At 66.8% G+C, this 22,458-nt stretch carries 22 protein-coding genes and 9 pseudogenes; 15 read left to right on the top strand and 16 right to left on the bottom strand.

Annotated elements, in window-relative coordinates; genetic code table 11:
* Positions 1–87 precede the first annotated feature (87 nt).
* The gene (locus OG866_RS44270; protein WP_329343779.1) at positions 88–999 is read left to right on the top strand and encodes an inositol monophosphatase family protein; all 912 of its coding nucleotides are present in this window, start codon (positions 88–90) and stop codon (positions 997–999) included.
* Here OG866_RS44270 and OG866_RS44275 read toward each other — a convergent pair.
* Positions 973–1,485, bottom strand: a complete 513-nt coding sequence (locus tag OG866_RS44275) for a hypothetical protein (RefSeq protein WP_329343781.1) — start codon at positions 1,483–1,485, stop codon at positions 973–975. The two genes, OG866_RS44270 and OG866_RS44275, sit on opposite strands and share 27 nt — an antisense overlap.
* 151 nt (positions 1,486–1,636) lie before the next feature.
* Between OG866_RS44275 and OG866_RS44280 the strand changes: the two genes are divergently transcribed.
* The 5 genes and pseudogenes from OG866_RS44280 to OG866_RS44300 all read left to right on the top strand — a co-directional run bounded on the left by OG866_RS44280 (position 1,637) and on the right by OG866_RS44300 (position 5,961).
* Positions 1,637–1,975, top strand: coding sequence for a hypothetical protein (locus tag OG866_RS44280; RefSeq protein WP_329343782.1), 339 nt, complete (start codon positions 1,637–1,639; stop codon positions 1,973–1,975).
* 7 nt (positions 1,976–1,982) lie between these two features.
* A pseudogene (locus OG866_RS44285) lies at positions 1,983–2,521 on the top strand (transposase family protein); the annotation flags it as partial.
* Positions 2,522–2,892: 371 nt separating this feature from the next.
* Positions 2,893–3,336: a nuclear transport factor 2 family protein gene (locus tag OG866_RS44290; protein WP_329343783.1), complete on the top strand. Its 444-nt coding sequence runs from the start codon at positions 2,893–2,895 to the stop codon at positions 3,334–3,336.
* A 105-nt stretch (positions 3,337–3,441) separates the two neighbouring features.
* Positions 3,442–4,814 (top strand): annotated as a pseudogene (locus OG866_RS44295) (IS1380 family transposase).
* Positions 4,815–5,280: 466 nt separating this feature from the next.
* Positions 5,281–5,961 carry a TRADD-N-associated membrane domain-containing protein gene (locus OG866_RS44300; RefSeq protein ID WP_329343785.1) on the top strand — a complete coding sequence of 227 codons (681 nt, stop codon included), beginning with the start codon at positions 5,281–5,283 and terminating at the stop codon, positions 5,959–5,961.
* A gap of 15 nt (positions 5,962–5,976) precedes the next feature.
* Here the strand turns inward: OG866_RS44300 and OG866_RS44305 are convergent, their stop codons facing one another.
* The 5 genes from OG866_RS44305 to OG866_RS44325 form a co-directional block, all read right to left on the bottom strand.
* Complete coding sequence (locus tag OG866_RS44305; RefSeq protein ID WP_329343787.1) at positions 5,977–6,282, bottom strand: hypothetical protein; 306 nt, start codon at positions 6,280–6,282, stop codon at positions 5,977–5,979.
* A gap of 456 nt (positions 6,283–6,738) precedes the next feature.
* Positions 6,739–7,326 carry a hypothetical protein gene (locus tag OG866_RS44310; protein ID WP_329343789.1) on the bottom strand — a complete coding sequence of 196 codons (588 nt, stop codon included), beginning with the start codon at positions 7,324–7,326 and terminating at the stop codon, positions 6,739–6,741.
* An 8-nt stretch (positions 7,327–7,334) separates the two neighbouring features.
* Complete coding sequence (locus OG866_RS44315) at positions 7,335–8,072, bottom strand: transposase family protein (RefSeq protein ID WP_329343791.1); 738 nt, start codon at positions 8,070–8,072, stop codon at positions 7,335–7,337.
* Positions 8,073–8,155: 83 nt separating this feature from the next.
* Positions 8,156–9,079: an IS5 family transposase gene (locus OG866_RS44320; RefSeq protein ID WP_329343793.1), complete on the bottom strand. Its 924-nt coding sequence runs from the start codon at positions 9,077–9,079 to the stop codon at positions 8,156–8,158.
* A gap of 71 nt (positions 9,080–9,150) precedes the next feature.
* Positions 9,151–9,741 carry a TetR/AcrR family transcriptional regulator gene (locus OG866_RS44325; protein ID WP_329343795.1) on the bottom strand — a complete coding sequence of 197 codons (591 nt, stop codon included), beginning with the start codon at positions 9,739–9,741 and terminating at the stop codon, positions 9,151–9,153.
* 85 nt (positions 9,742–9,826) lie between these two features.
* On the opposite strand from OG866_RS44325, the gene OG866_RS44330 reads away from it, so the two are divergent.
* Positions 9,827–10,732 (top strand): alpha/beta fold hydrolase, encoded by a 906-nt coding sequence (locus tag OG866_RS44330; protein WP_329343796.1) that lies wholly within the window; start codon positions 9,827–9,829, stop codon positions 10,730–10,732.
* 236 nt (positions 10,733–10,968) lie between these two features.
* On the opposite strand, the gene OG866_RS44335 is transcribed toward OG866_RS44330, so the two are convergent.
* The 3 genes from OG866_RS44335 to OG866_RS44345 form a co-directional block, all read right to left on the bottom strand.
* On the bottom strand, positions 10,969–11,307 hold the full coding sequence (locus OG866_RS44335; protein ID WP_329343798.1) for a hypothetical protein: 339 nt from the start codon (positions 11,305–11,307) through the stop codon (positions 10,969–10,971).
* Between the two features lie 316 nt (positions 11,308–11,623).
* Complete coding sequence (locus OG866_RS44340) at positions 11,624–12,316, bottom strand: ECF subfamily RNA polymerase sigma factor, BldN family (protein WP_329343800.1); 693 nt, start codon at positions 12,314–12,316, stop codon at positions 11,624–11,626.
* Between the two features lie 227 nt (positions 12,317–12,543).
* The gene (locus tag OG866_RS44345) at positions 12,544–13,098 is read right to left on the bottom strand and encodes an RNA polymerase sigma factor (protein WP_329343802.1); all 555 of its coding nucleotides are present in this window, start codon (positions 13,096–13,098) and stop codon (positions 12,544–12,546) included.
* Positions 13,099–13,592: 494 nt separating this feature from the next.
* Between OG866_RS44345 and OG866_RS44350 the strand changes: the two are divergent.
* Positions 13,593–14,126 (top strand): annotated as a pseudogene (locus OG866_RS44350) (UDP-N-acetylglucosamine--N-acetylmuramyl-(pentapeptide) pyrophosphoryl-undecaprenol N-acetylglucosamine transferase); the annotation flags it as partial.
* A 184-nt stretch (positions 14,127–14,310) separates the two neighbouring features.
* Here the strand turns inward: OG866_RS44350 and OG866_RS44355 are convergent.
* Positions 14,311–14,781: pseudogene (locus OG866_RS44355) on the bottom strand (flavoprotein); the annotation flags it as partial.
* Positions 14,782–15,256: 475 nt separating this feature from the next.
* Between OG866_RS44355 and OG866_RS44360 the strand changes: the two are divergent.
* From OG866_RS44360 to OG866_RS44370, 3 genes and pseudogenes are all read left to right on the top strand, one after another.
* Positions 15,257–15,937 (top strand): hypothetical protein, encoded by a 681-nt coding sequence (locus OG866_RS44360; protein ID WP_329343805.1) that lies wholly within the window; start codon positions 15,257–15,259, stop codon positions 15,935–15,937.
* Positions 15,934–16,464, top strand: a complete 531-nt coding sequence (locus OG866_RS44365; protein ID WP_329343807.1) for a hypothetical protein — start codon at positions 15,934–15,936, stop codon at positions 16,462–16,464. Before OG866_RS44360 ends, OG866_RS44365 begins: the two co-directional genes overlap by 4 nt.
* A 63-nt stretch (positions 16,465–16,527) precedes the next feature.
* Positions 16,528–17,326 (top strand): annotated as a pseudogene (locus OG866_RS44370) (IS5 family transposase).
* On the opposite strand, the gene OG866_RS44375 reads toward OG866_RS44370, so the two are convergent.
* The gene (locus OG866_RS44375) at positions 17,298–17,633 is read right to left on the bottom strand and encodes an ankyrin repeat domain-containing protein (RefSeq protein ID WP_329344589.1); all 336 of its coding nucleotides are present in this window, start codon (positions 17,631–17,633) and stop codon (positions 17,298–17,300) included. The pseudogene OG866_RS44370 and the gene OG866_RS44375 overlap by 29 nt on opposite strands.
* Positions 17,634–17,749: 116 nt before the next feature.
* Here OG866_RS44375 and OG866_RS44380 point away from each other — a divergent pair.
* The 3 genes and pseudogenes from OG866_RS44380 to OG866_RS44390 all read left to right on the top strand — a co-directional run bounded on the left by OG866_RS44380 (position 17,750) and on the right by OG866_RS44390 (position 19,366).
* Positions 17,750–18,567, top strand: a protein-coding gene (locus tag OG866_RS44380) for an IS5 family transposase (RefSeq protein WP_329343809.1) whose coding sequence is annotated in 2 segments (ribosomal slippage) — positions 17,750–18,092 and positions 18,092–18,567 — 819 coding nt in all. Because the reading frame shifts where the segments join, the coding sequence is not laid out codon by codon here.
* 25 nt (positions 18,568–18,592) lie between these two features.
* On the top strand, positions 18,593–18,769 hold the full coding sequence (locus tag OG866_RS44385) for a hypothetical protein (protein ID WP_329343811.1): 177 nt from the start codon (positions 18,593–18,595) through the stop codon (positions 18,767–18,769).
* A gap of 109 nt (positions 18,770–18,878) precedes the next feature.
* A pseudogene (locus OG866_RS44390) lies at positions 18,879–19,366 on the top strand (hypothetical protein).
* A 54-nt stretch (positions 19,367–19,420) separates the two neighbouring features.
* Here OG866_RS44390 and OG866_RS44395 read toward each other — a convergent pair.
* A complete protein-coding gene (locus OG866_RS44395; protein WP_329343813.1) occupies positions 19,421–20,350 on the bottom strand; it encodes an ADP-ribosylglycohydrolase family protein in 930 nt (309 codons plus the stop codon).
* A 187-nt stretch (positions 20,351–20,537) separates the two neighbouring features.
* Between OG866_RS44395 and OG866_RS45370 the strand changes: the two are divergent.
* Positions 20,538–20,591: pseudogene (locus tag OG866_RS45370) on the top strand (hypothetical protein); the annotation flags it as partial.
* A 116-nt stretch (positions 20,592–20,707) separates the two neighbouring features.
* On the opposite strand, the gene OG866_RS44400 reads toward OG866_RS45370, so the two are convergent.
* The 4 genes and pseudogenes from OG866_RS44400 to OG866_RS44415 form a co-directional block, all read right to left on the bottom strand.
* Complete coding sequence (locus OG866_RS44400; RefSeq protein ID WP_329343815.1) at positions 20,708–21,328, bottom strand: hypothetical protein; 621 nt, start codon at positions 21,326–21,328, stop codon at positions 20,708–20,710.
* A gap of 166 nt (positions 21,329–21,494) precedes the next feature.
* Positions 21,495–21,732, bottom strand: a pseudogene (locus OG866_RS44405) (Mu transposase domain-containing protein); the annotation flags it as partial.
* Positions 21,733–21,772: 40 nt separating this feature from the next.
* A pseudogene (locus OG866_RS44410) lies at positions 21,773–22,102 on the bottom strand (TetR family transcriptional regulator C-terminal domain-containing protein); the annotation flags it as partial.
* 83 nt (positions 22,103–22,185) lie between these two features.
* On the bottom strand, positions 22,186–22,449 hold the full coding sequence (locus tag OG866_RS44415) for a hypothetical protein (protein WP_329343817.1): 264 nt from the start codon (positions 22,447–22,449) through the stop codon (positions 22,186–22,188).
* Between the last annotated feature and the right edge of the window lie 9 nt (positions 22,450–22,458).

Below are 22,458 nucleotides of genomic sequence, written 5' to 3' on the forward strand. Positions count from 1 at the left end.
GGGACTGATCCCGCGCTGACGTAGCCAGTGTCAAGGGGCGGGGTGTCTTACGTAGCTATCTTTTGGCCATCCATTGCGGAGATACGTATGTCTCAGGATTTGTTACGCGCCACGACCGCTGCCGTCCGCCAGGCGGGCGCCCGGCTGCGGAAGCGCTATTCCACCGCCGCTCGCCAGCGGGGGCTGCCCGACATGCTCGCCGATCTTCACGCCAACGACCTGGCCGTCGTCGACGTGCTGGAATCCGCGCTGGCCGAGATCCTCCCCGAGGCGCACTGGCTCAACGACGAGCACGGCTCCGGCCCGCTGCCCGAAGGCGCGTGGTGGCTGATCGATCCGGTGGGAGGAAACCTCAACGCCGTGCACGGAATGACCGACTGGAACATCGGGGTCAGCCTGGTCCGGGACCAACGCCCCGTCCTCGCGGTGCTGTATTTCCCGCTGCTGGACGAGATGTTCACCGCCACCGAGGGCGGTGGCGCCTTTCTCAACGGAGTGCCCCTGCGGGTTTCCGACAAGCAGTCACTCGACGGCGCGCTGACCGGAACCGGCCAGGCACAGCCCGGCACGACCGCCGCCCTGGCCGACCGCACAGGCGCCTCGTTCGCCGCAATGTCCAAAGCAGCACTGTACGTCCGGATCTCGGTGCCGGTCAGCCACCAGCTCGCCCAGGTCGCGGCGGGACGGATGGATCTCCACTGGCAGTTCGACAACGTCCGCGCCCACGCCGGCGGTGTGCTGCTGGTGCTGGAGGCCGGCGGACTGGTCACCGACCTCGACGGCAAGCACGCGGATCCGCAGCTTGACAGCACTGCTGAGACGGAGCCCGAAGGTGGTGTCCGCGCTACCGCGACGCCGAACATAGCTGCACGCACTGCGGACACCGCACCGACTGTCCTGCAGGCAGCCTCAACCAGCCCGGTCCTCCCTCCGCCGCCTTCCGCGTCGCCTATCGCAGGTGACCCGGGCGCATCACGATCCCCTTGCCGTCGACGCTGAGCACCAGCACGTTCGGCTGTCGGCCGGGGCAGGGGTGCGCGCGGCAAAGAAAGCCGCGATGTCCACCGCGGCTGCCCGCACGAGCTGTTCGGCCTGGCGTTTGCCCACCGCCCGCGCCCCGCAGCGGCGTTCGATCGCCTCCAGAGCCTGGTCGTAGGAGCCGCGGACCGCTTCCAGCACGACCAGACGCCGAAGGCTCAGGCTGTGCCGCTCGCGCGGCAGCCCCAGCACCTGATCGGCCGGATAGCAGTTGGCAAGGCCCGGTGCGCGCAGCGCGCACCGGGTGACGGTCACCGGCCCGACCACGGTGGCCAGTTGGCGCCGGTGACCTTTCTCCAGCCGGGTCCGGCCCGCGGCGAGTCGGGCTTGCCCGCCGGCGTCGAGGGCCGCCAGTGCGGCTTCCTCCCGGCGGGCGCGCAGGTCGAAGTGCCCGTGCAGGAGGAGGCGGGCCAGCTCCCTCGCCCCCTGTTCGGCGTCTTCCTCCACCCGTTCATGGGGCAGGAGCAGAGCTTCGGGACGGGAGAGGGAATCGATGAGACAAAGGGCTTGTCCCGCAAAGGGCCGGCTGGCGCCCGCGCCGGGGTGCTGAGCGGGATACTCGCGGGACCTCGACGCGGGGCTGTGACAGCCTGCGGACATGCCAGAGCTGCGGGTTCATGCGGGTCGTCACTACGCCATCCAGTTTCACTACGCATTGCCGGACGACGCCTGGTGTGTGGAGCTGAGCGAGGCCGTCCCGGCGCCGGTCGCATGGGCTGAGATGCACAACGCCGAGACGCACCTGCCTGGAGCTGCCTTCCTGGTGGCGGTGATACCCGACGAGGATCCGGACCTGGAGCCGACCATCCACATCCACAGCCACGACGAACACGTCATCCCCTACGAGATCATGCGCTGGTTCATGGAGCACGTGGCCCAGCAGGTTGAACGTTGCCGCATCGCCTTCGAGCAGGGAGAAGCCGAAGCAGTGGAATGATCACGCAGTGACTGGTGTGATCACGGCGTCGGAGCCTTCCTGGATAACCCCGTTCGGCGGGCTGAGCCCGCGTCAGTTCGGCAAGCTGATCACCGCGCTCCGGCGCGAGGGTGCAGATCCGGTGCGCAAGGGCCGGCCGTGGAGTCTGCCGTTGGAGGATCGCGTGTTGCTGGTCGCCGCGTAGTGGCGGACGAACCTGACCCTGCGCCAACTGGCACCGATCTTCGGAGTGTCCAAGTCCGCAGCCGACCGCATCATCAACACCTCGGACCCGCGCTCGCGCTCCAGCAACGCAAGCGTTTCCCCAAGGACGCCGTGTTGATTGTGGATGGCACCCTGGTCCTCACGCGCGACCACAGCATTGCCGAGCAGTCGAAGAACTACCGGTATGCGACCAACCACCAGGTCGTCATCGACGCCGACACTCAGCTGATCGTTGCGGTCGGCCGGCCGTTGCCCGGCAACCGCCACGACTGCAAGGCGTGGGATCTGTCGGGAGCGAAGGACGCCGTCGGCAGGACCACGGCCATCGCGGACGGTGGCTACGGGCCGGCGGTGAGCCAACGCCATACCGTCCGTTCCGAGCTGCCCAACGCGTGTGCGACCAAACGGATGTGAGTGGACATCAGCTCAGCCTCCAGACCGAGCAAGGGTTCCACTAGCCTCGGGCTTTCACGAGCGGTGCCGTCTACCGCTTGCTCAGAGACGCGAGAAGTGCTCCTGAACTGCATCGATGAGACCTGTGGAGGGTCCTGGCCGTTGCTGTCGAAGGAGCACTTCTCAGGTGAAGACCGCATGTCCGCGTCCAGCGCCACGGGTGGGGTCTGACGGGTGGGGTGCTGCTGGTCGAGACCGCACGGGCCCGCATGAGGTGATAATGATCGTTAGCGGCCTGTGCGTATTACTTGGGGGGTCTTGTGAGTCTGAGTCCGCGCGAGGTGTTTCTCCGGCTTGTTCATGGGGTCGCCGACGGGAACTTGAGCGAGTTGCCTGACCTGTATGGCGAGGTCACCGATGTCCGGCATCCGATGGCGACGCCGGAGTCCGAGCCGTTGACGAGTCGGCGTGCGCTCCGGGAGCACTTCACGGTGCCGCCGGAAGTTCGGGAGTCCTTGCCGAAGAGGCGTGTCGTCGATGTCGTCGTTCACGAGACCGCCGATCCTGAAGTGATCGTCGCCGAGTTCGCCTACGAGTTCACGTTGCCGGACGACTCCATGGCCAAGGTGCCCTGCATCTTCGTGATGCGTGTGCGGGACGGTCAGATCATCGAGTCACGCGACTACATCGATCCGATCCGTACGTACACGGCACGCGGGGACCTTGACCGCCTCATCGCGTCGTTGCGTAAGGGCGCTTCTTAACCCCCGCGCTTTCCGAGGTGGGCTGTCCAAAGGAAAGTGCTCTTGACCTGCAACGATAGGACTTGCTGAGGATCCTGTGGCTGCGAGGGAAAGAGCACTTCCCAGGTGAGAGAGCCTATCGCGTCCTACCCGCGTGTCCGTGTCCAGAGTGACGGTCGGCAGGTGGTCTCGCAGGTCGGTGCGGTCCTGTTGGTGGAGACAGTCCGCAAGATCGGTCTTGACCGGTGATATCCGCGGCACTGGCGACCTGGCGGAAGCCACGGGCCGTCCACGATCCCGGGAAGATCCTCCTGGACCTTGCCCTGGCGGTCGCGCTCGGCGGGGACTGCCTCGCCGACATCGCCCTGCTGCGGTCCGAGCCAGCCGTGTTCGGGCCGGTCGCCTCCGACCCGACGGTCTCCCGCCTGACCGATACCCTCGCCTCCTCGGGCGAGAAGGCGCTCACGGCGATCCGCGCCGCACGTTCCGAAGTCCGAGCCCATGTATGGGCGTTGGCCGGAGAACGGGCTCCGGATGCCGGCGGGCAGGTGACCGTGGACCTGGACGGAGTACTCGTCCTGGCCCACTCGGACAAGCAGGACGCGGCCCCGACCTGGAAGAAGACCTACGGCCACCACCTGCTGATGGGGTTCGTCGACCACGGCCCTGGAGGGACCGGCGAACCGGTCGCGGCCCTCCTGCGTCCCGGGAATGCGGGTTCGAACACGGCTACCGACCACATCACCGCCGTCCGCCTCGCCCTGGCCCAACTGCCGAAGAAGTACCGGCGGGGCCGGCGGACCCTGATCCGCTGTGATTCCGCGGGCGGGACCCATGAGTTCGTGGCCTGGCTCGCCCAGCGTGGGCGGTGGTTGTCCTACTCGGTCGGCATGATCACCGAGACCATCCACCAGTGCGTTCTCCAGATCCCGGCCTCGGCCTGGACACCGGCGGTCGAGTCGGACGGCGAGGTCCGTGACGGGGCCTGGGCCGCCGAACTCACCGGGGACCTGCTGGACGGCTGGCCGCGGGGCATGCGGCTGATCGTCCGCAAGGAACGTCCCCATCCCGGGGCCCAGTTGAGGATCACCGACGCGGACGGCATGCGGATCACCTGCTTCGCCACCAACACCGCCAGCCGTCCGATCGCCGAACTCGAGCTCCGTCACCGGCTGCGAGCCCGCGCGGAGTACCGGATCCGGGCCGCCCGGTCGACCGGCCTGCGGAACTTGCCCCTGCACGACACCACGCAGAACAAGGTCTGGCTGGAGATCGTCCAGATCGCACTTGATCTGCTGGCCTGGATGCCCATGTTCGCCCTGACCGGCCAGGCGAGACTCTGGGAACCGCGTCGCCTGCGGTTCCGCCTGTTCTCCGCTGCCGGACAGCTCGTCACCACCGGCCGGCGCCGGATCCTCCGCCTCGCACGCCACTGGCCCTGGACGTTCGAAATCACCACCGCTCTCGAACGGCTCGCACTCTTGCCAAACCCCGGATGACCAGCGGTTCTCCTGGTCCTACGACAGAACGTTCCAGTCCGGAGCAGTGGAACCCGGCGTCCACCCGAGACGACACTCGGGCTCTCGACCTGCCCAGCATCGGCCATCGACAACGAAACGGACCACCGACTCCCTCGGAGGCCCGTCAAGAAAGATCGAGGTTAGCGCCTGGTGGCCCCCGTTCACGATCTGCCCTGGCTTCCGCGCCCACGACGTGGATAGGTACCGTCATGTTGACTGACCTAAGGTCGAGTTCACCTGTCCAATGAAGGATCTGGCCCTTGGTGGAGGCCGGATGGGAGTATCTATGGAACCAATATCACTGTTGGCGGCGAGCGGCATCTGGGAGGCGTTGCTAGCCACCAGTGGCAGTACATCCGAGACGGAGCTGCGCCGCGCTTGACAGAACTCGCAAGAGTATCTTCGTCGTTGGCGAGCGTGGGCCTTGTTTGGTGGCGTCATCGCGGTGACTTTCCCCCTCGGTGTGTGGCTCATCGGCGGTCTCGAGAACTGGGATCAGCGAGCCGTCGCCATGGCTGCCGCGGCCTCGCTTCTGGCGGGAGGCGGAGCGCTGGCGTGGTCGTTTGGCCGCTTGCAGAGACGTAGATTTATCCACCGCTACACAACCGAACTGAAGGCCAAAGAGCAGGCCGCAAATAGCGACAGGGCCGAGTCTGAGCAACTTGAACTGGTGCGTCTGTGGGAGACCACGAGCCGTCGACTCGACCTTTACCATCAGATAGCTACCCGACAGGCAGAGCAAAGCTTTCGGCATGCCCAAATCGCAATGGCTGTTGGATTCGCAACCATCGTTGTCGCTGCGAGTATTGCTGCATTGGCCGCTAGGACCACGGCAGGAAGTATCGTCTCGGGCGTCTTGGGAGCAACCGGTGCGGCGATGGCCGCTTATATTGGGCGGACCTTCGTGCGCTCTCGCGAGGTCGCCGCGACCCACCTGCGTTCGTACTTTCTGCAGCCCTTGGAGTTTTCTCGCTACCTTGCTGCGGAGCGGCTGATCGGAACGTTGACGCCAGAGGCTCGACCGAGCGCGGTTGATCATCTTGCGCAAGCGATCATTCTGGGGCGAGTGCCTGGTGCCGATGCAGAGACGGACACGACCAATGGCGGCAGCGCCGACACGACTTGAGAGCAGTGACCAGGCCTATGTGAGGTGCGCGACGGGCGCACGTAGTCCTGGCGTCGGCCGCTCGCATCGGCTCACCTCCCAGGCGGCGCTCACCACCCGCTGATAATCGTTCGGGCCGAGCAGGTCGAGCAGGAACCGGCAGACCTGGTATGCGAGGTCGACGCGTGCGTCGGTCTGCATTCCGAAGCGTCGCTCGAAAGCCCACTGCCTCTGGACGCCGAGCAAGTCGTGCCTGGTTGGGTGCGAGGTCTCACCGTAGACCGCTTCCACGGCGCAGCCGAGAGCTGGCTCGAACACGGTCGGTGCCAGTACCTTCAGCATCACCAGCTGTGAGCAGCCTTGATGGTCAGGGGCCATGCGGCTTGAGGCCCGTACAGGCGCTCGCGGCCGAGCGCGAGGGTGATGTCGGTTGGCGTCTCGTTCGCAACAGCTTGATAGCGCACCTGGCCCAGCAGGGATGGAGGGCTGTCGGCGTACAAGTGAACGTGGCCCTGGCAAGATTTTCGTGAAACGGGGCTGTGCAACCGTGCGCCGGTGACGCTCCGTCACGGAGCGGCGTCGGAGGTGGGCCATGAGGACGACGCGGTGGCGCAGGAGCGGAACGCCGGCGCGGCCGGCCATGATCCTCTTTTGGAGTTTCAGATCCGTGATCCGGCCTTCGTTGACGCCGGAGTTGAACGGGGTGGTGATCCCCTGCACGACTGCTGGCTGGTCTTCGCGGATGGCGTTGGCCAGGCTCGCCAGGGCAGGCAGGCCAGAGGCCGCGAGTTGGTCGAGCTAGTCCGGCAGCGGGGCGGCGTTGCGGGCATCGAGCATGGCCGCGAACTGCCTGACCAGAGTGTGGGTTTGGTCGAGCTCCGGGCAGTGTTCGAGCAGGCGATGGAGTGCCTCGGTGGTGTGCAGGCCGCGTCGAGACGGTGTGGTGGTGATCCACCGGGCGACCTGGCGGGGCGAGGGTGGCCGCTCGCGCGGTGTGTCGATCGGCAGACTGCGGCGTAGCGGTGCGATGGCCATCTTGACCCGCTGGTAGTGGCCGCGGTAGCCCTTCGCGGCAATCTCCTGGTGCAGCACGGTCGCGGTGTGTTCGCCTTCTTCCCAGCGTTGCCCCAAGTAGTCCAGATACGGATCGAGGCTCGTGGAGCGGCGGGGCGGAGTACGCCGTATGCATTCCTGCCAGCAGGCAGCGCGTGCGCACTTGGCCACGGTGCGGCGGTTCAAGCCGATTTCGCGGGCTATCGCGCTGAGACTACGGGCTGTACCGGTGTATTCCTGGACGGTCTCGAACAGTCGCTTCGCGTGACGGCGGGCGGGAGTATCGGCCGCCTCGCGCGGTTCGTCCGACGGGGCCGGTTCGGGCTCAGGCACTGCGGCAGTCAGGCAGTCGCGGTGGGCCGCGGCGATGTCCGAGACCCGCTTCGACAGCCCCTGCGACAGGTGAAAACGGTCGCTGACCTGGACCGCGTCCGGGGCCCCTCGGTGATGCCCTGCCGGTAGACCAGCGAACCGTCCCGGCACACCATCTCGACGCCGGGATGCGCACGCAGCCAGGAGGCCAGCTGCTCGGCATCGCGCCCGGCCCACACCTCGATCGGCAGCCGTCTGTCGCCATCCACGAGCAGCGTGCCGTAGACGTCCGCGTACAACGCGAAGTCATCCACGCCCAGCACCCGCGGTGTCGCGGCCGACGGCAGTCCCATGCGCATCAACTGGAACAGCACACTCGTCCGCGACAACGGCGTCTTCAAGATGCGCAGCAGCCGGGCCCCGCCACGGCCGGCGAGCAGCACCCCGGCCATCTCGACCAAATGCTGCAGCAGCGGACTGCGACGCTGATAGCGCACCGTCAGCCCCTCCACCTGCTCGGCAAACGTCCGCCGACCGCAGTCCGCACGGTCACAGAACAACCGCCGCACCATCAGACTGATCAGCACCGGGCGGCCCCCGGCAGCGACATCGGCCAGCGTGCGGGAATACCGGCTGTGCACCCGCGCCGGCCCGCACCGGCAGTCCGGACACACCACCGTCAACTTGCGGGTACGGGCAGCGATACGAACCACACCACCCGACGACCACACCCGTTCCACCCGCAGCACATCCAGGTGCGGCGACACAATTCCTACGAAGTCATCACACTCGCCGAAAGTCCCGCTACCCGTGACGGAGCGTCACCGGCGCACGGTTGCACAGCCCCGCTTCACGGAAATCTTGCCAGGGCCACGTTCACTTGTACGCCGACACAGTCCGAGGGCATGGTCGGCCGGCTCGCCGGCCGGGGCCCCTTTTGACGGGCCCCGGGGGCGTGCTGGTGCGCCCGCACGATCGTGGAGTCGACTGCGATGACCCAGTCCAGGTCGCCTTCGGTATCCGCTTGAGCGAGCAGGGCGGTGAAGACCTTCTCCCAGGTGCCGTCGGCGGCCCACATTCGAAGCCGGTTGCGGGCGCCCTTCCACGATCCGAAATGCTCGGGCAGGTCCATCCACGGCGTCCCAGTGCGGTACTTGAACGCGATCGGGTCGATCACCTGTCGGTGATCACGCCACCGCCCTCCCCGCTTCGGCCTCCGGTCCGGCAGCAGCGGCTCGATGCGTGCCCACTGCGCGTCAGTCAACGACACACATAAACCAACGATCAGATGATCTGAAAGAAACGGCCTAAATGCGGCAGCAACCGCCCAAGCCCCCTGAACCGCACACTCGGTATATGCCCAGTTCAGGTGAGTGGTATCACAAGATCTTCGCCAGAGCCGAAATACATGACCGTCGACAGCTCCAGCATGAAGCACGGTGCGTGGTGAAAACCGCACGTCAGTCGGTCTGGTGTGCGTAGGCGCCGGGAGCCTCTGGCAGATCCGGAGCTGTAGTCCACTGAGACGGCCATCCGTCAGCGGGCGACTTCCCGGTTCGTCAGCACCAGCAGGGCCTCTCCAGCGCAGTCGCCCCACCTCGGATCCGTGCAGGCCCTTACTGAGGAGACGCCAATTCTTCAGATAGGCGAAGGCGTGCTCGACCGGGGACCGCACCGCGGCCCATGCCTTGTCGGACAGATTCTCCGCTTGACGTTTATCCTCGGCGGGCTTGGTGCGACTCCTGCGGCCCGCCAAGGTTGCTGCCGGCTGCATCGGCCATCTGTCTGGCCCCTCCGAACAGTGAGAAGCGCCTATGGCTCTCAGGCAGAGATTTGATACGCCAGCTATCCGGCCGGTCTCAGCGCCCGCGCGAGCGCGTCGACGGTCACGCCGACGATCGCCCGGAGTTGCTCCGGGCTCGACCCGGCCCTGCCCATCACCGCGAGAGACTGGTTCACGGCCGCTACGTGTACGGCGAAGTCCTCGGCGTTCTCGTCGGACATTCCGCCGGCCTTCAACGCGGTGCGCAGGCGCGGGCGCTGTAGGCCGAACAACTCTTTGACATGCTCTGCGACGCTCGGGCTCAGCGCCGGACTCGCCATGACCGACTGGGCCATAAGGCATCCGTCGGGCACGGCGGGGTCGGCGATGCGACCCAGGGTGACGTCGAAGAACGCACGGACGGCGGCAACGGGGTCCTCGGCCGCGCACGATAGGGCGGCGTCGAACTTGTCGCCGTAGCGCGTGGCGTAGCGATCCAGGCAGCGAAGGAAGAGCGCGTCCTTGTCGCCGAGCGAGGAGTAGATCGAGCTGCGGTTCAGGCCGGTTGCCCGGGACAGGTCGTCGAGCGAGGTGTCGGCGTAGCCGGAGCGCCAGAACTGGATCATCGCGGCGTCGAGCACCGTGTCCATGTCGAACTGTTTCTTGCCTGCCATGCGGCCCATCCTCTCATCTTGAACTGATCGGTTCAAGACGTGCTAGCGTCGAGTCACGGTCCACCCGCCTCGATGGAGGATTCCTATGACCACCCCCGTCCCCGCTCACGACCTGCCCCTGCACGACCTGGCCGGGTTCACGCACCGCTGGGTCGACGCCGACGGCGTCGGCCTGCACGCCGTCGAAGGCGGCCGGACGGACGGACCGGCCGTCGTCCTGCTCGCCGGGTTCCCGCAGACCTGGTGGGCCTGGCGAAAGGTCATGCCCGCCCTCGCCGATCGGTTCCGGGTCATAGCGATTGACCAGCCGGGCCAAGGCAATTCCGAGCATCCGGAGCTCAGCTACGACGCGCACACGGTTGCCGCGCACATCCAGGCCGCCGTGGATGCTCTCGGCGTGTCGGACTACTGGCTCGCCGGGCACGACATCGGTGCCTGGGTCGCCTTCTCCCTCGCCCTGAACCACGAGAGCCGACTGCACGGGGTCGCGCTGCTCGACGCCGGAATTCCCGGCATCACCATGCCGGAAGCGATCCCCCTCGACCCGACTGTGGCGTTCAAGACCTGGCACTTCGCGTTCCACGTGGTGCCCGACCTTCCCGAGACGCTGATAGCCGGCCGCGAGCGGGAGTACATCAGCTGGTTCCTGAAGACCAAGTCCCTCGCGCCCGACGCGTTCGAGGAAGCAGAGCTCGACCACTACGGCGCGGCCCTCGCCGTCGATGGCGGCCTGCGCGCCGGCCTCGCCTACTACCGCGACGCCGCCGAGTCCGCCCGCAAGAACCGCGCGGCACTCGAGCAACGGCGACTGACCGCACCCGTCCTCGCAATCTCCAGCAGCCACGGCTCGATCCCGGACATGGCGGCCTCCATCAGCCCGTGGGCCGACAACGTGAGGGGCATCATCGTGCCCGACGCCGGTCACTACATCCCTGAGGAGCAGCCCGAGGCCGTCGCCGCCGCCCTCACCGACTTCTTCAGCGGCCGTTAGGCCGTATCTTCAATTGATCTTGGATGGTGGATCATGGTCGGGTGATACGTCGTCATGAACTGTCCAATGAGGAGTGGGAGTTCCTGCGTGAGATGGCGTCTAAGCGTGGAGGTGTCGGATCTCGGCGAGTTCCTTGTCAGTGACTGGATTGGTGTTCTGGTTTGCCGTGGTCACCTTCTGCCGCATCAAGGCCCGGCCGTCCGTGGCTGAGGGCCGGGTCGGTCAGTGAGGCTTGGTCAGGTTTTCCAGCCGGCGTAGAGGCAGGACTGCGCGAACGTATCGGCTGCCAGTTGCCAGGCAGTCTCGCCTCCGTCGGAGCCGCGAGCGAGGATGGTGGCACCCTCGGCGATGCCGTTGGTTTTGCTGGACTGGGCCCACTCGTTGACCTTGTTGGCGAGATCGACGCGGGCGTCGGTGGTCTGGGCGGCCTTGTAGCCGTTCGCGAAGTCGTCGCAGGCGAGCGATGCCGCGTCGTCGAGTTTGGTCGGGTCGGCTCGCTCGGCGTGGCTTCTGCTGCCGCAGGCGGTGAGGGCGAGCGCGGCGAAGGTGAGGGCGGCAAGGTGTCTGGTGCGCATGTTCCCCCCTGGGACTGGTGTTGAGGGGGCATCATGCCTGACCCGGGGTGCTGGTTTCCGGGTACGCCAGAACTGGCCGCAGGATTCAGCATGATTGCCCGCCGCGCAACTGCTGTCCGCGTGCAAGCTCATGCACATTCTCGACCTCGCCGTCCTGGACGGCATCGTCTCCCCGGCCACGGCCACCGTGCTGCTGTAGGAATTCCGCAGCATCGAGCGCGCTACTGGCGGTGGATAGGGCCCTTGAAGCCGCAAGATGACACCCGGCGGGGCAGGACAATGCCGCGGCGGGGTTGGTGCCCAGCGGGTACTCCCTTCATGGTGCGTCGTCCGAGAGGAGTCGGGCGAGGGTGCGGACGGCCCGGTACTGGAGGGTCTTGATGGCGCCCTCGTTCTTGCCCATCACGCGAGCGGTCTCGGCGACCGAGAGGCCTTGCAGGAAGCGGAGCGTGACGCACTCCTGCTGCTGCGGGTTGAGCCGGCGTATGGCCTCCAGGAGGGCAGCGTTGGAGAGGGATTCCAGGACGGAGTCCTCCTGGGAGCGCTCGACCTCGTTGGCGTCGAGCATCTCGCCGGTGGTGACCTCCAGGCGGAAGCGGCTCGACTTGAAGTGGTCGGCGACGAGGTTGCGGGCGATGGTGACGAGCCAGGCGCCGAAGTCGCGGCCGTGCCAGGTGAAGGTGCCGATCCTTCTCAGCGCGCGCAGGAATGTCTCGCTGGTGAGGTCCTCGGCGGTCGCCTTACCTCCCACCCGGTAGTAGATGTACCGGTAGACGGTGTCGCTGTACTGGTCGTAGAGGCGGCCGAACGCGTCGGCCTCGCCGGCCTGGGCGCGCTTCACGAGGTCCATCATCCGGGCGCTGTCGCTGTCCGCGGCCAGACTGCGGGCGGTGGCGGTGCGGGTGTATTCGGCGTTGCTGACGCCCCAGCTGCGAGCTGCAATGGCGTGCGCTCCGCGCCCAACAGGTACCGGAGTCGCGCGCGGTGCGGTGGAGCGCAGACCGGACATCCCTGCCTTTTGAAAGGCCGTCCGGTCAGGTGCCGGGAACTGTGCCGTACGGTCCTCTGTCTCTGTCTCTGTCTCTGAGTCAGACGTTGCGTTCGCGGCGGCAGCATCGGCGTGCTGTGGTGCGCTGACACTGTCCAGGAAGCGGCGCAGGCGGTCGGTGGTTGCTGCTTCGTCCGACCACATCTCTGCGAGGGCGCGCTGCGCTTCGGAGAGACGGCTTTCGACGCTCATGTGCATCCCCCTTCCTCGTTGTTCGCTTTGGCTTGCAGCTCGGACAGGCGCGCCAAGGCGCGGGAGACGAGGGCGCGCGCCGAGCTGGGTCGCACTCCTATGACTTCGGCGATCTCGGCGTAGGGAAGGTCCAACAAGTGGCGCAGAATCAATGCCTCACGCTGCTGCTCGGAAAGATGGCGGCGCAGCGTGGCCAGGAGATCCAGCCGCCTGTCGGATCTGGCTGTCGTGTCGTCCTGGCAGACGTCCTCGAGGAGAGCGGGGTCGGTCAAGTTTCCGTGTCTCAGGTGATCCTTGTAGACCTTGGCGTAGCGCTGTCGGGCGACGGTGAACAGCCATGCCTTTTGTTTGGGGTGGTCCCGGAGGCGCTCCCAGGAGCTGAAGGCTTCCATGAGCGTCATCTGAGCCGCGTCGTCGAGGAGACTGTCACGTGCTCCCAGCCCATACAGATATCGGCGCAGGTGTGGCTCGTGGTGCCTGAAGAACGCGTTCCACCCTGGTGGAGGCGGCCGGGTGCAGTCGTCTCCCGAGGGAGGTTGTACGGCCGTCACCGGGTGTCCTGGTTAGCTGTGCCGGCTGGCAGCGGGGAGTGGACCTCTACACTGCTGCGTCCGCCAGGATGCTCTCGCACGACGAGCCGACCCCCGGGTGGCAGGCGATCCGCCAACTCCACCAGGAAGTGCCGGCGTTCCCGCTCTGCGCGCACCGCTGTCCGTCCGCGCACCATGTCCCTCAGCAGTAGCCACCATCCGGCCCGCCTGCCGCGATGCGCCATCCATCCCGCGACAGCGGTCACCACCGCCAGGGCCGGCGCCGCTTCGTTCACTGCCCCCATGCCCGCCTCCACGTTCTGCATCAGGGCCGTTGGGGCCCCCTTACCCATAGAGAGTTCCGGAGGCGCCCAAAATGCTGCAGCCGATGACGAGTTGAGTGGAAGCCACGTCCGCACAGGCCGGGTGACGCTGGACTTTCCCAGGTGACATGACGGCGGCTTGGAGCTCATGGGCCGCGTGCGGTCATCGACCGCACAGCCGAGGAGCAGCCCGTGTACGTCACTGGTGGCGCGCAGGGCTCCCAGCAGGTCAACCACCTGGTGCGGGATGTGTTGCCGTGGCTGGTGGAGCACGCCAACGTGATCCACCAGTGCGGTCCCGGCAACGTCACAGAACTGCGCCAGCAGACTGCACAGTTGCCCGCTGCGAGCGCTGGGCGTTACCACCTGGCCGGCTACATGGGAGCCGAGCTGCCGGATGTGTTCGCGCTGGCCGATGTGGTGATCTCCCGCAGCGGGGCAGGGACGATCGCGGAGCTGACCGCGCTGGGTAAGCCTGCCGTGTTCGTGCCGCTGGCCACCTTGGCGGGCAACGAGCAGGTCCACAACGCCCGGCACCTGGCCGATGCCGGGGCCGCCGTGGCGCTGACGGGCGAGGTCTCGCCCGGGCAACTGCGGGACGCGGTGGCGCCGCTGCTGACGGATCCCGGCCGGCGCGCAGCCATGGCCGACAGGGCCCGTGCCCACGGGCGCCCCGATGCCGCGGAGCGCCTGGTCGATGTGGTGCTTGCCGCAGCCGACAGGTAGTCAGCCCGCAGCTTGTGGCCAGAGGAGGGGGAGGGACGGACCTTTCCTTGACGAGGTCGGCGGTATGGGCGAAGCCGTTCTTCGGACCGTCACATGGCTTACGGCCCAAGACGAGAGATGGAGCGGCTCCTTGCCGTGTCGAGGATCAGCGGCTGCTGCCCCTACCGTATTCGGGGAGCAGGAGTTACCTCGCCGCTGAGGCTTGCTGGGCAGCGTCGAGGAGCAGGTGCCAGGGATACTCTTTCGGCTTGCCCTGGCCTGGCTGGTTGGGCACGAAGCCGTCCTCGCCGTACAGGACCCGTACGCCCATCGCGCGCAGTTCGGCGACACTGCGCTCGAACTGGTGATGCTGGACGTATGCGGCGTTCACGCACGGCATCGTCACGGTCGCAATGTTCTTTCCGATGGCCTCGGCGACAACACCCACCACGAAGTCACGCGTGAGGCCGAGCGCCCACGAGTTGACCGTGTGGAAGGTGGCTGGCGCGACCGCGATCACGTCCGCCGCCGGCCACACGTCGGGCTCGCCGGGCATCTTGTACTCGCTGCGCAGGGGATGCGCGGGAAAGCGCTCCAGCTCGGCCAGTTGCGGGGCCGGCCAGCGGGCGGCGGTCGGGGTGAGACCGAGGCACACGTCGAAGCCTCGCTCGTGCGCGACTGCAGCGCCGGGTCACGGGGCTGGCGTGGAAGAAAGCTCATGCAGTCCCGCAACCACGCACGAGCCAACGCGGCCCGACGACGGCAAGCCGAGACCGGCGAGTCCTACGCCGCCGTACTGGAAGCCGTCCGGCTGGACCAGCTCCGCACTCCTGATCACGTCTCGGTGATTCTTGGCGGTCACAGCTCGACGTGGTGGGGGCCGCTGGAGTTCGCGCCAGGCGTGCGGGACCGCAGCGCAGTGCTTTGCGGGAGGCTCAGGGTTCTGGATTGTCGGGCGGTCCGCCGATCATGCTTCTGGCCTTGTACAAGCAACTGCGCCCTCGGCGGGGGTGGCGGTTGCACACCGACATCGGATCTGGTGCCCGTCCGGAGGGCGTCGATTGTGCACTGGACGATGTGGTGTGGGAAGCGACAGCCGGGCTGTGCGGACCGTCGCCTTTCGGGCATCCTGTGGGTGCAGGGGGTGCGAATTGGAGGACAGCCAAGGCGAGCCGTCGACCGGCCGTCAGGGCGATCCTGTTGACGGGGTCGCGAGCGAGCCGTCGACTGACATCGTGGGCCCGTCGGAATCTGCCGACCCTGGCGCTTCGTCGGGTGCGCCTGAGCTCGAAGCGGAGAAGATTGCCCGACTCCGAGAGCTTCTGTCAGATGCTTCTGCCACAGAAGCCGAGCGGACCGTCACTATTCGCGAACTGAGCCACGCGTACCGGCAACTCCTGGCTCGATCCACCGCTGCGCGGCCTTCGCCGGAAGCGGGGGAGCCGAAAGTGCGCGACGTGGCTCTCACCTACCCCAAGAAGAACGCAAAGGTGGAGCCGCCGGTCGTGGCCCAGTATCTGCGAGCGGCCTCGGCACCTCCGGCTTCGCGCTCATGGGCCGACGTGAAGCATCACTTCGGAGAGAGGTCGGGCACCTCGGATGCGGCTTTCGCCGAGCATGCGCGGCTTGTGGCGGAGATTCAGTCCGACGCGGATGCAGCGCTGTCCGCTTCGGATGCGGACATGGGGGAATTGGCGGCTCTTGCCAACGAGTCGGGGCGGGCAGTGGATGTCGAATTGGTTGGCCTGTTCCTGCGGTTGGGGCCGCCGCCTGACGGAGCCGGCTCCGGCGACCTGGCACCAGTGAACAGTGGCGGGGGAGCTCAGGAGTGACGACAGACGAATCGGGAGCCCTCGCCGTACCTGGCCCGGACGCCGACCAGCAGGGGGACTTCTTCGCAGGAGAGGCGCACCGAATCGCGGCGCAGTGGGGTGAGTTGCCTCCTGAGCACTTCAAGGTGGCTGTGCAGGCGGCAAAGGCTGAGGGAGCTCTTCGCTCGCAGGAGCGGGTGCTGAGGATGCGCCTGACACACGAGATCGAGCTCATGCGGGTGGAGGCCGAGAAGGTTGCCGCAGAGGCGAGGGCGCGCGCGGAGCAGCAGGTCGCCAAGCAGCAGGCCTCGATGGAGGCGGCGCGACTGCGACACCGGCGACATGTGATCGACGTGTCGGCCGGACTGGTGACCTCTCTGGCGCTGCTCGTGGTCGCATTGCTCGTGGTCGACAAAAGCGTCTGGCTGTCGGGTGTTCTGGCCGGGCCAAGTCTGCTCTCCCTGGCGAGGATCTTTGTTCTGCGCAAGAGCGAGGCGGGCGACACGAAGAACGCGGGGCGGGTCACAGGCGGGCCTCCCGCACCGTGATCAGGGGGGAGTTGGCTAACAAGCCATCTCAATCGGCTGGGTAGGCTGCCGGTTGTGGTGGGGATCGTTGAGCGGCTGGTGCCGGACGAGTTGTGGGAACTGTTCCAGCGGGTGGTGCAGGAGGCACCGACTCGGCCTCAAGGCGGCGGCCGGCATCGCCACGGTGATCGTCAAGTGCTGGCTGCGATTGTGTTTGTGGCGACTTCGGGCTGTACCTAGCAGCAGCTCCCAACCGCCTCGTTCGGGCCGTCGGGAGCAACGGCTCACCGCCGGTTCACCGAGTGCCAGCAAGGCCAGGGTGTGGGCCAAGCTGCACCGGCTGATCCTCGACGAACTTGGCTCCCGTGGCGAGCTGGACTGGTCCCGCTGCGCGATCGATTCGGTCAACATGCGGGCCATAAAGGGGGACCTGACAGGTCCGAATCCTGTTGACAGGGGTAAATACAGCTCGAAGATCCACCTGATCACCGACCGGAATGGTCTGCCCCTGTCTGTCGGAATCTCCGGGGCCAACGTCCACGACAGCCAGGCCCTGGTCCCGCTCGTGCAGGGCATCCCGCCGATCCGCTCCCGCCGCGGGCCTCGGCGGCGTCGGCCCGCAAAACCGCACGCCGACAAGGGCTACGACTACGCCCACTTGCGTCGATGGTTATCGGGACGGGGCATCCGGCACCGGATCGCCCGCAAAGGAACGGACAGTCCCCAGCGGTTGGGCCGCCACCGTTGGGTCGTTGAACGGACCGTCTCCTGGCTGGCCGGCTGCCGCCGCCTTCATCGCCGATACGAACGCAAGGCCGAACACTTCCTCGCCTTCACGAGCATCGCCAGCACCCTCATCTGCCTGCGCCGTCTGACCCGCTGATGTGCCGCTCCAACAGCTTGACTGCCAGGTCATGGCCGTAGTGAACGGCGACGTCCATGGGCGTTCGCCCGTCGAACCCCGGGAGCTGTGGGTCAGCGCCGAAGGCCAGGAGTACTGCGGTGGTATGCACGGTCAGCGGACAGCCGCTCTGCAAGGCGCCATCGCCTTCCGCGTCAATGGCATGCGTCAGGAGCGTCATGCTGCCGCATACCTCATCGGGGTCGACGCCCTTGGCCAGCAGCTGCGCCAGAGCCTCTGCGTCCTCGTCCTCCACCGCCTGGTGGGCCGGTGTCCAGATGTTCTCCACGGCGGCATTCAACCGTTGCTGCACCAGCCCGGCCAGCACCTTTCCCAGCCTCTGATCGCCAATTGAGATGGGCTGTAAGACCGTGTCCTACGTGGTGAGGCGGACGTTGACCCGGTATGGGGCGGGGAACATGGAGCTGGATCGTGCCGGACGGGTTGTGGGAGAGCGCCAAGCCGTTGATCCCTCCGTCGCGGGTTCGGCCGCAGGGCGGCGGAACGCAGGACACGCCTGATGAAACGCTGTTCGCGGCGATCATTTACGTCCTGGTCAGCGGATGCGCCTGGCGTCAACTTCCGCCGTGCTTCGGCATATCGAAGTCGACCGCGCACCGCCGGTTCCTGATCTGGTCCCGGGCCGGTGTCTGGGGTCGCCTGCATGAAGCAGTGCTGCACCGGCTCGACGACGCCGGCCTCATCGACGTCACCCGCGTCGTCCTCGACACCGCCCACGTCAGGGCTAAAAAGGGGGCGAACACACGGGTCCGAGCCCCGTGGACCGGGGCAAGCCGGGTTCCAAGATGCACATCCTGTCGGACGCGAACGGCCTGCCCCTCCTCGTCGGCATCTCGGCCGGCAACACCCACGACAGCGAAGGGCTGAAGCCCATGATCGAGGGTCACCAAACGAGACACGACCCCCACCGCGGCCGGCACCTCAAGCCTCAGCGGCTGCACGCGGACAAAGCCTATGACCGTTCCGACCTGCGCAGATGGCTCCGATGGAAGCGGATCGGAGTACGCATCCCCCGCAAAGGGATCGAGTCCAGCGAACGATTAGGGCGACGCCGCTGGGTCATCGAGCGCACGATGTCCTGGCTGTCCGGCTACCGCAGACTCAGCCCTCGCTACGAACGAAATCCCCGCAACTACCTGGCCTTTCTCGGCCTCGCCGCCGCCCTGTGCTGCTACAAGCGACTCGTCCGCCTCACCACGTAGGACACGGTCTAAGAAGGCGGACCGCATGCTGCGCTCCCAACACGCTGCCGAGCAGAGGGAGGCACGCGCCACCCTCGCCGCCTACGCCAACCACATCCAGGCGCTCAGCCTGCGGAACGCCGAACTCGAAGTGGAGAACGCCACCCTGCGCGAAGCTCTCCGCCAGGGCGGTACCGTCGCTTCCCTCCCTGTGACGCGTTGAATGCTGCCGCCGGAATGACTGCCGTGCCTCTACTCCTGCGGTGGCTTCTATGCCCTTGATCAGCGGAAACAGGGCTGCTTTCAGCCCGGGCGCCGGGCAGTATGACGGTGTGGCTGATCTGCTGTGGGACGACGTGAAGTGTTTCTTCGATCCGGACCTGATGGGATCGCTACCGGACGTGAGTGTCCGTGATGCCTCGGGGCACAACTGGCAGGAGGTGCTGGATCTCGTCGTGGAGAGGGGCTGGAAGTGCCAGTACTCCGAAGGAGAGAGAGGGTGCTTCCCCTGCCTCGGGCGGAGGCTGTGTTGTCTCGACGGGCGGATGCTGAGTGCCCGAACCTGCGTGTCTGGCTGAGAGCTGAAGTGCTGGCGATCTTCCGCTTCTATTCAGACGAGGAGATCGATTTCGACGTTGACCTGCGCGAATTGCAGGGGCAGGAGCGACTTGATGTGTTCTGCGGCTTCTTGCGGGAGATCGGACGGCGGTTGGGCAAGCCGGTGCTGATGCATCCGGAGGGTGCCCATGGTCATCCAGTGCTCGGATTCGATGTCGAAGCCGAACGAGTCGTCCTCCTTGCGGAGCCACTGGTCAGGTGACTGCTGCTGAGGGCTGGAGTTCGTGGAGAGTGCCGTCGCGGAGCAGCACCCGGTTCAGCCTCCGAGGTGGTGTGCAAGGTGGAGCAGATCTGCTAGGTGCAGTACCCGTCCGTCGAAGCCTGGGAGGGGGACATGGAGTGGCTGGGTCCAGCGGGCGGGGATTGCGTCCAGCCCGTAGTACGCCCCCGCGAGGCCTCCGGTGACCGCGGCGACGGTGTCCGTGTCGCCGCCGAGGTCGATTGCCGCGCGTATCGCGTCTTCGAAGCTGGTGGTGGTGCGCAGGGCCCAGACCGCGGAGCCCAGGCAGGGCCAGACGGCACCGTTGAACTCGGTTGCCTGATCTGGGTGCCAGTCGGGCGAGAGGACGGTGGCGTAGCGGCTGCGGTGGTCGGGGTGGGCATGGGCCAGGATGTCCGGGAGCGCGGTGAGGGGGTCGGTTTCCTCGAACGTGACGCGGATGAGTTCGTGGAAGATCGCGGTTCCTTCCCAGGCCGCGCGGTCACCGTGGGTGAGAGCAGCGATGTGGCGCGCGGCGTCCATGGTGGCTTCTTGGCCGGCGGCCGCGAAGTGGACTGCGGAGGTCGATGCCCGCATCAAGGAGCCGTTCCCGGCCGCTCGTTGGTTGACCTGGAAATGGATCGCGGCGGCGAGGTCCCAGGGCATGCCGTTGGTCAGGACGTCTTCGGTCTGCAGGCCGATGTCCTTGGGGTCTGATGCTGCCCACCGCTGGAAGCGGGCGAAGATGTCCGGAAGATCCAGTCCGCCCTGCTCCAGCAGCGACTCCGCGACCAGGACGGCCATCTGCGTGTCGTCAGTGGCCTCGCCGGGGTCCCAGCCACCGCCTCCGCACATCTCGCCACCGGCGCCAGGCGCGGGAAACCGCGCGGAGAACGCTCCCTGGGGACCGAACTCGAAGGGGCCGCCCAGGGCGTCACCCACCGCTGAGCCGACGACCGCGCCAGCGGCCCGCTGAATCCGCTTCATTCGCGCAGGTTATCTGTGCCGCGCTGACGGCCGCACGGCTCTGTTCCTTCTTCGGCTCCCTGAACCATCGGCGGCGAACGCCTCTCGTCTACAGAGGTGCGCGACCTGAGACACCCTGGGACTGAGACACCCGTACAGGTCACATAACGGCGTCGACGGCCGTGTCGACGGGCAGCTGCTCCACCGCGTGCGCGATCTCCGGGAACGCCCCGCTCAGGTCAGTGCCGTTACGGCTGCGCACGGCGACACGACCATCAGCCCACCGGCCGGCCAGGGCACGGTAGCCTTCCTTCTCCAGGCTTTGCTGTGTCTCACGAGACACATGGCCACAGCATGGTGCGCCTGGACAGGCGAGGCTCAGCTTTGGCCGTCTCGGAGAGGGGCTTCGATGGTGAGGTCCTCGTCGAGCTTCGCGACCAAGGCGTCGGCGAGGGGCGGGGCGTACCGGGTGGCCCACTCGCCGACGGAGGCCAGAAAGGCGATGAGGTCGGCTTGAACGGAGCCCAGCAGTTCGGGCAGCCGGGGCAGAGACAGTTCGATGGGAACTCCGTTCGGGTGCTTTGCATCAAGCCACAGCTGGACGGTCGTTCCGGTGTGCTCGATGCGCGGTGTGGGGTCGTGGCCGAGCCAGGGCTCTTCGCCGTTCATGAACTCCAGCCAGTCTCGCCAGTTCTCCAGGCCGAAGCAGCAGCCGGGCGGTGCGGTCATTCCCGTCGAGGTGTCCTGGATCCGGATGCCGCCAGGAGCGATGACCTGGTCAGTGGTTAGCAGCTGGCTGACCTGCTCCATGCTGTCCTGGGGGTCGCTGGGCCGGGCCTCGTCATCGCTTTTGTTGTAGCTGGTCAGGACTGCCATGGCGGTGCCGATCTCTCGTACGGAAAGCCGGCTGGACAGAGTCAAGAGATGGTTCGAGGGCAACTCGGCAACGGGCCACAGTGCGAAGCCGGTGGCGTCGTAGGTCTCCAGCACAGCGTCCATGATCAGCACATCCCCAGTGTCGCTCGTGAGCCTGTGTGGACGCATGGCCATTTCTGGCAAGGATCGAGTTCTCACATCTGCCGAAGCGCACCTGGACGAGACATCTCAAGGTGTCTGGAGAACCGTCCCACTTCGGCTGCGCCGCCCACCCCACAGGCAAGGCCGGGGCCCGTAGGGCGACGGCGTGGCCGTCGGCGTGCTGGCGAACGGCTTGACGTCGCTGGCGGTCTGTCGCGAGGGCCTCGCGCGGCCGTGGCCGCGTGGACGGGATCGGTGACGACCCTCTGCCGGGCCCAGGACCTGCTGTGCTGGCCGACGACCTTCCCGTCGCAGAACACGGACACGGTCTCGAGGGAGGCGGTGACGTCGATGAACCGGCCGATGACCTGCGGGTCGACCGAGTAGGCGCTGTCCGGCGGATCATGTGGTCGTGATGGCGCCAAGTTAGTTCTCGCGGGCCGGAATGCGCCCGGTTGCGAGGCGTTTCTGCCCCTCGGGCATGGGCAGGACCGCCAGTGCGGTGTCTGCAATGTTCCGCAGCGTCTCCGGGTCCAGGCCGGCCTTGCCTACCGCCTCGATACCGCGGACCACCGTCAGCAGCAGTGCCGCCAAGCGCTCCGGATCCGCAGCGCTATCGATGTCGCCATGGCGCTGGGCGGCGCTGATCTCCGTCCGCAGCAGGGTCAGCAGTGCCGTCATGGTCTCGGCCGACCGTCCGGCGACCGTCGGATCGTGCTGGGCCAGTTCCGCCGCGCCCTTGGCCAACAGGCACCCGACAAGCGCGGCTACGTCTTCCTCGGCACCGCCACCGCCGCAGCCCTGGTCATCTGGCTCCGAACCTGACGATCGAACACAGCTCAGCTGCCGTCTTCGACGAGTCGCTGGTGCCCGCACGGCACCAATCCACCGTTCTTGTCGAAGACCTCGGCGTCATGACCCGCGTTCACCCACACCGTGATGCCCTGGTCATGCACGACCACGTTGAACGGCGACTGCTCCGGCTCCGCCTCGGTCACCACCGTGAACTCCTCACCAGGACGCATCCAGTGATCAGTTCCCCACGGCTCGACCCACAGGCAGACCATGCTGCTGGTCTCGTTGCTCACGCTCGTCTTGGGCACGCACGCACC

The sequence above is a fragment of the Streptomyces sp. NBC_00663 genome, assembly GCF_036226885.1.
In the GTDB taxonomy this organism is placed as follows: Bacteria; Actinomycetota; Actinomycetes; order Streptomycetales; family Streptomycetaceae; genus Streptomyces.

What these genes read in the sequence shown, in the direction of transcription:
- OG866_RS44270 (WP_329343779.1), top strand. Translation starts at nt 88, where the DNA reads ATGTCTCAGGATTTGTTACGCGCCACGACCGCTGCCGTCCGCCAGGCG.
- OG866_RS44280 (WP_329343782.1), top strand. Translation starts at nt 1,637, where the DNA reads ATGCCAGAGCTGCGGGTTCATGCGGGTCGTCACTACGCCATCCAGTTT.
- OG866_RS44305 (WP_329343787.1), bottom strand. Translation starts at nt 6,282, where the DNA reads ATGCTGAAGGTACTGGCACCGACCGTGTTCGAGCCAGCTCTCGGCTGC.
- OG866_RS44320 (WP_329343793.1), bottom strand. Translation starts at nt 9,079, where the DNA reads ATGCAGCCGGCAGCAACCTTGGCGGGCCGCAGGAGTCGCACCAAGCCC.
- OG866_RS44325 (WP_329343795.1), bottom strand. Translation starts at nt 9,741, where the DNA reads ATGGCAGGCAAGAAACAGTTCGACATGGACACGGTGCTCGACGCCGCG.
- OG866_RS44330 (WP_329343796.1), top strand. Translation starts at nt 9,827, where the DNA reads ATGACCACCCCCGTCCCCGCTCACGACCTGCCCCTGCACGACCTGGCC.
- OG866_RS44335 (WP_329343798.1), bottom strand. Translation starts at nt 11,307, where the DNA reads ATGCGCACCAGACACCTTGCCGCCCTCACCTTCGCCGCGCTCGCCCTC.
- OG866_RS44340 (WP_329343800.1), bottom strand. Translation starts at nt 12,316, where the DNA reads ATGTCCGGTCTGCGCTCCACCGCACCGCGCGCGACTCCGGTACCTGTT.
- OG866_RS44385 (WP_329343811.1), top strand. Translation starts at nt 18,593, where the DNA reads ATGCTGCGCTCCCAACACGCTGCCGAGCAGAGGGAGGCACGCGCCACC.
- OG866_RS44395 (WP_329343813.1), bottom strand. Translation starts at nt 20,350, where the DNA reads ATGAAGCGGATTCAGCGGGCCGCTGGCGCGGTCGTCGGCTCAGCGGTG.
- OG866_RS44400 (WP_329343815.1), bottom strand. Translation starts at nt 21,328, where the DNA reads ATGGACGCTGTGCTGGAGACCTACGACGCCACCGGCTTCGCACTGTGG.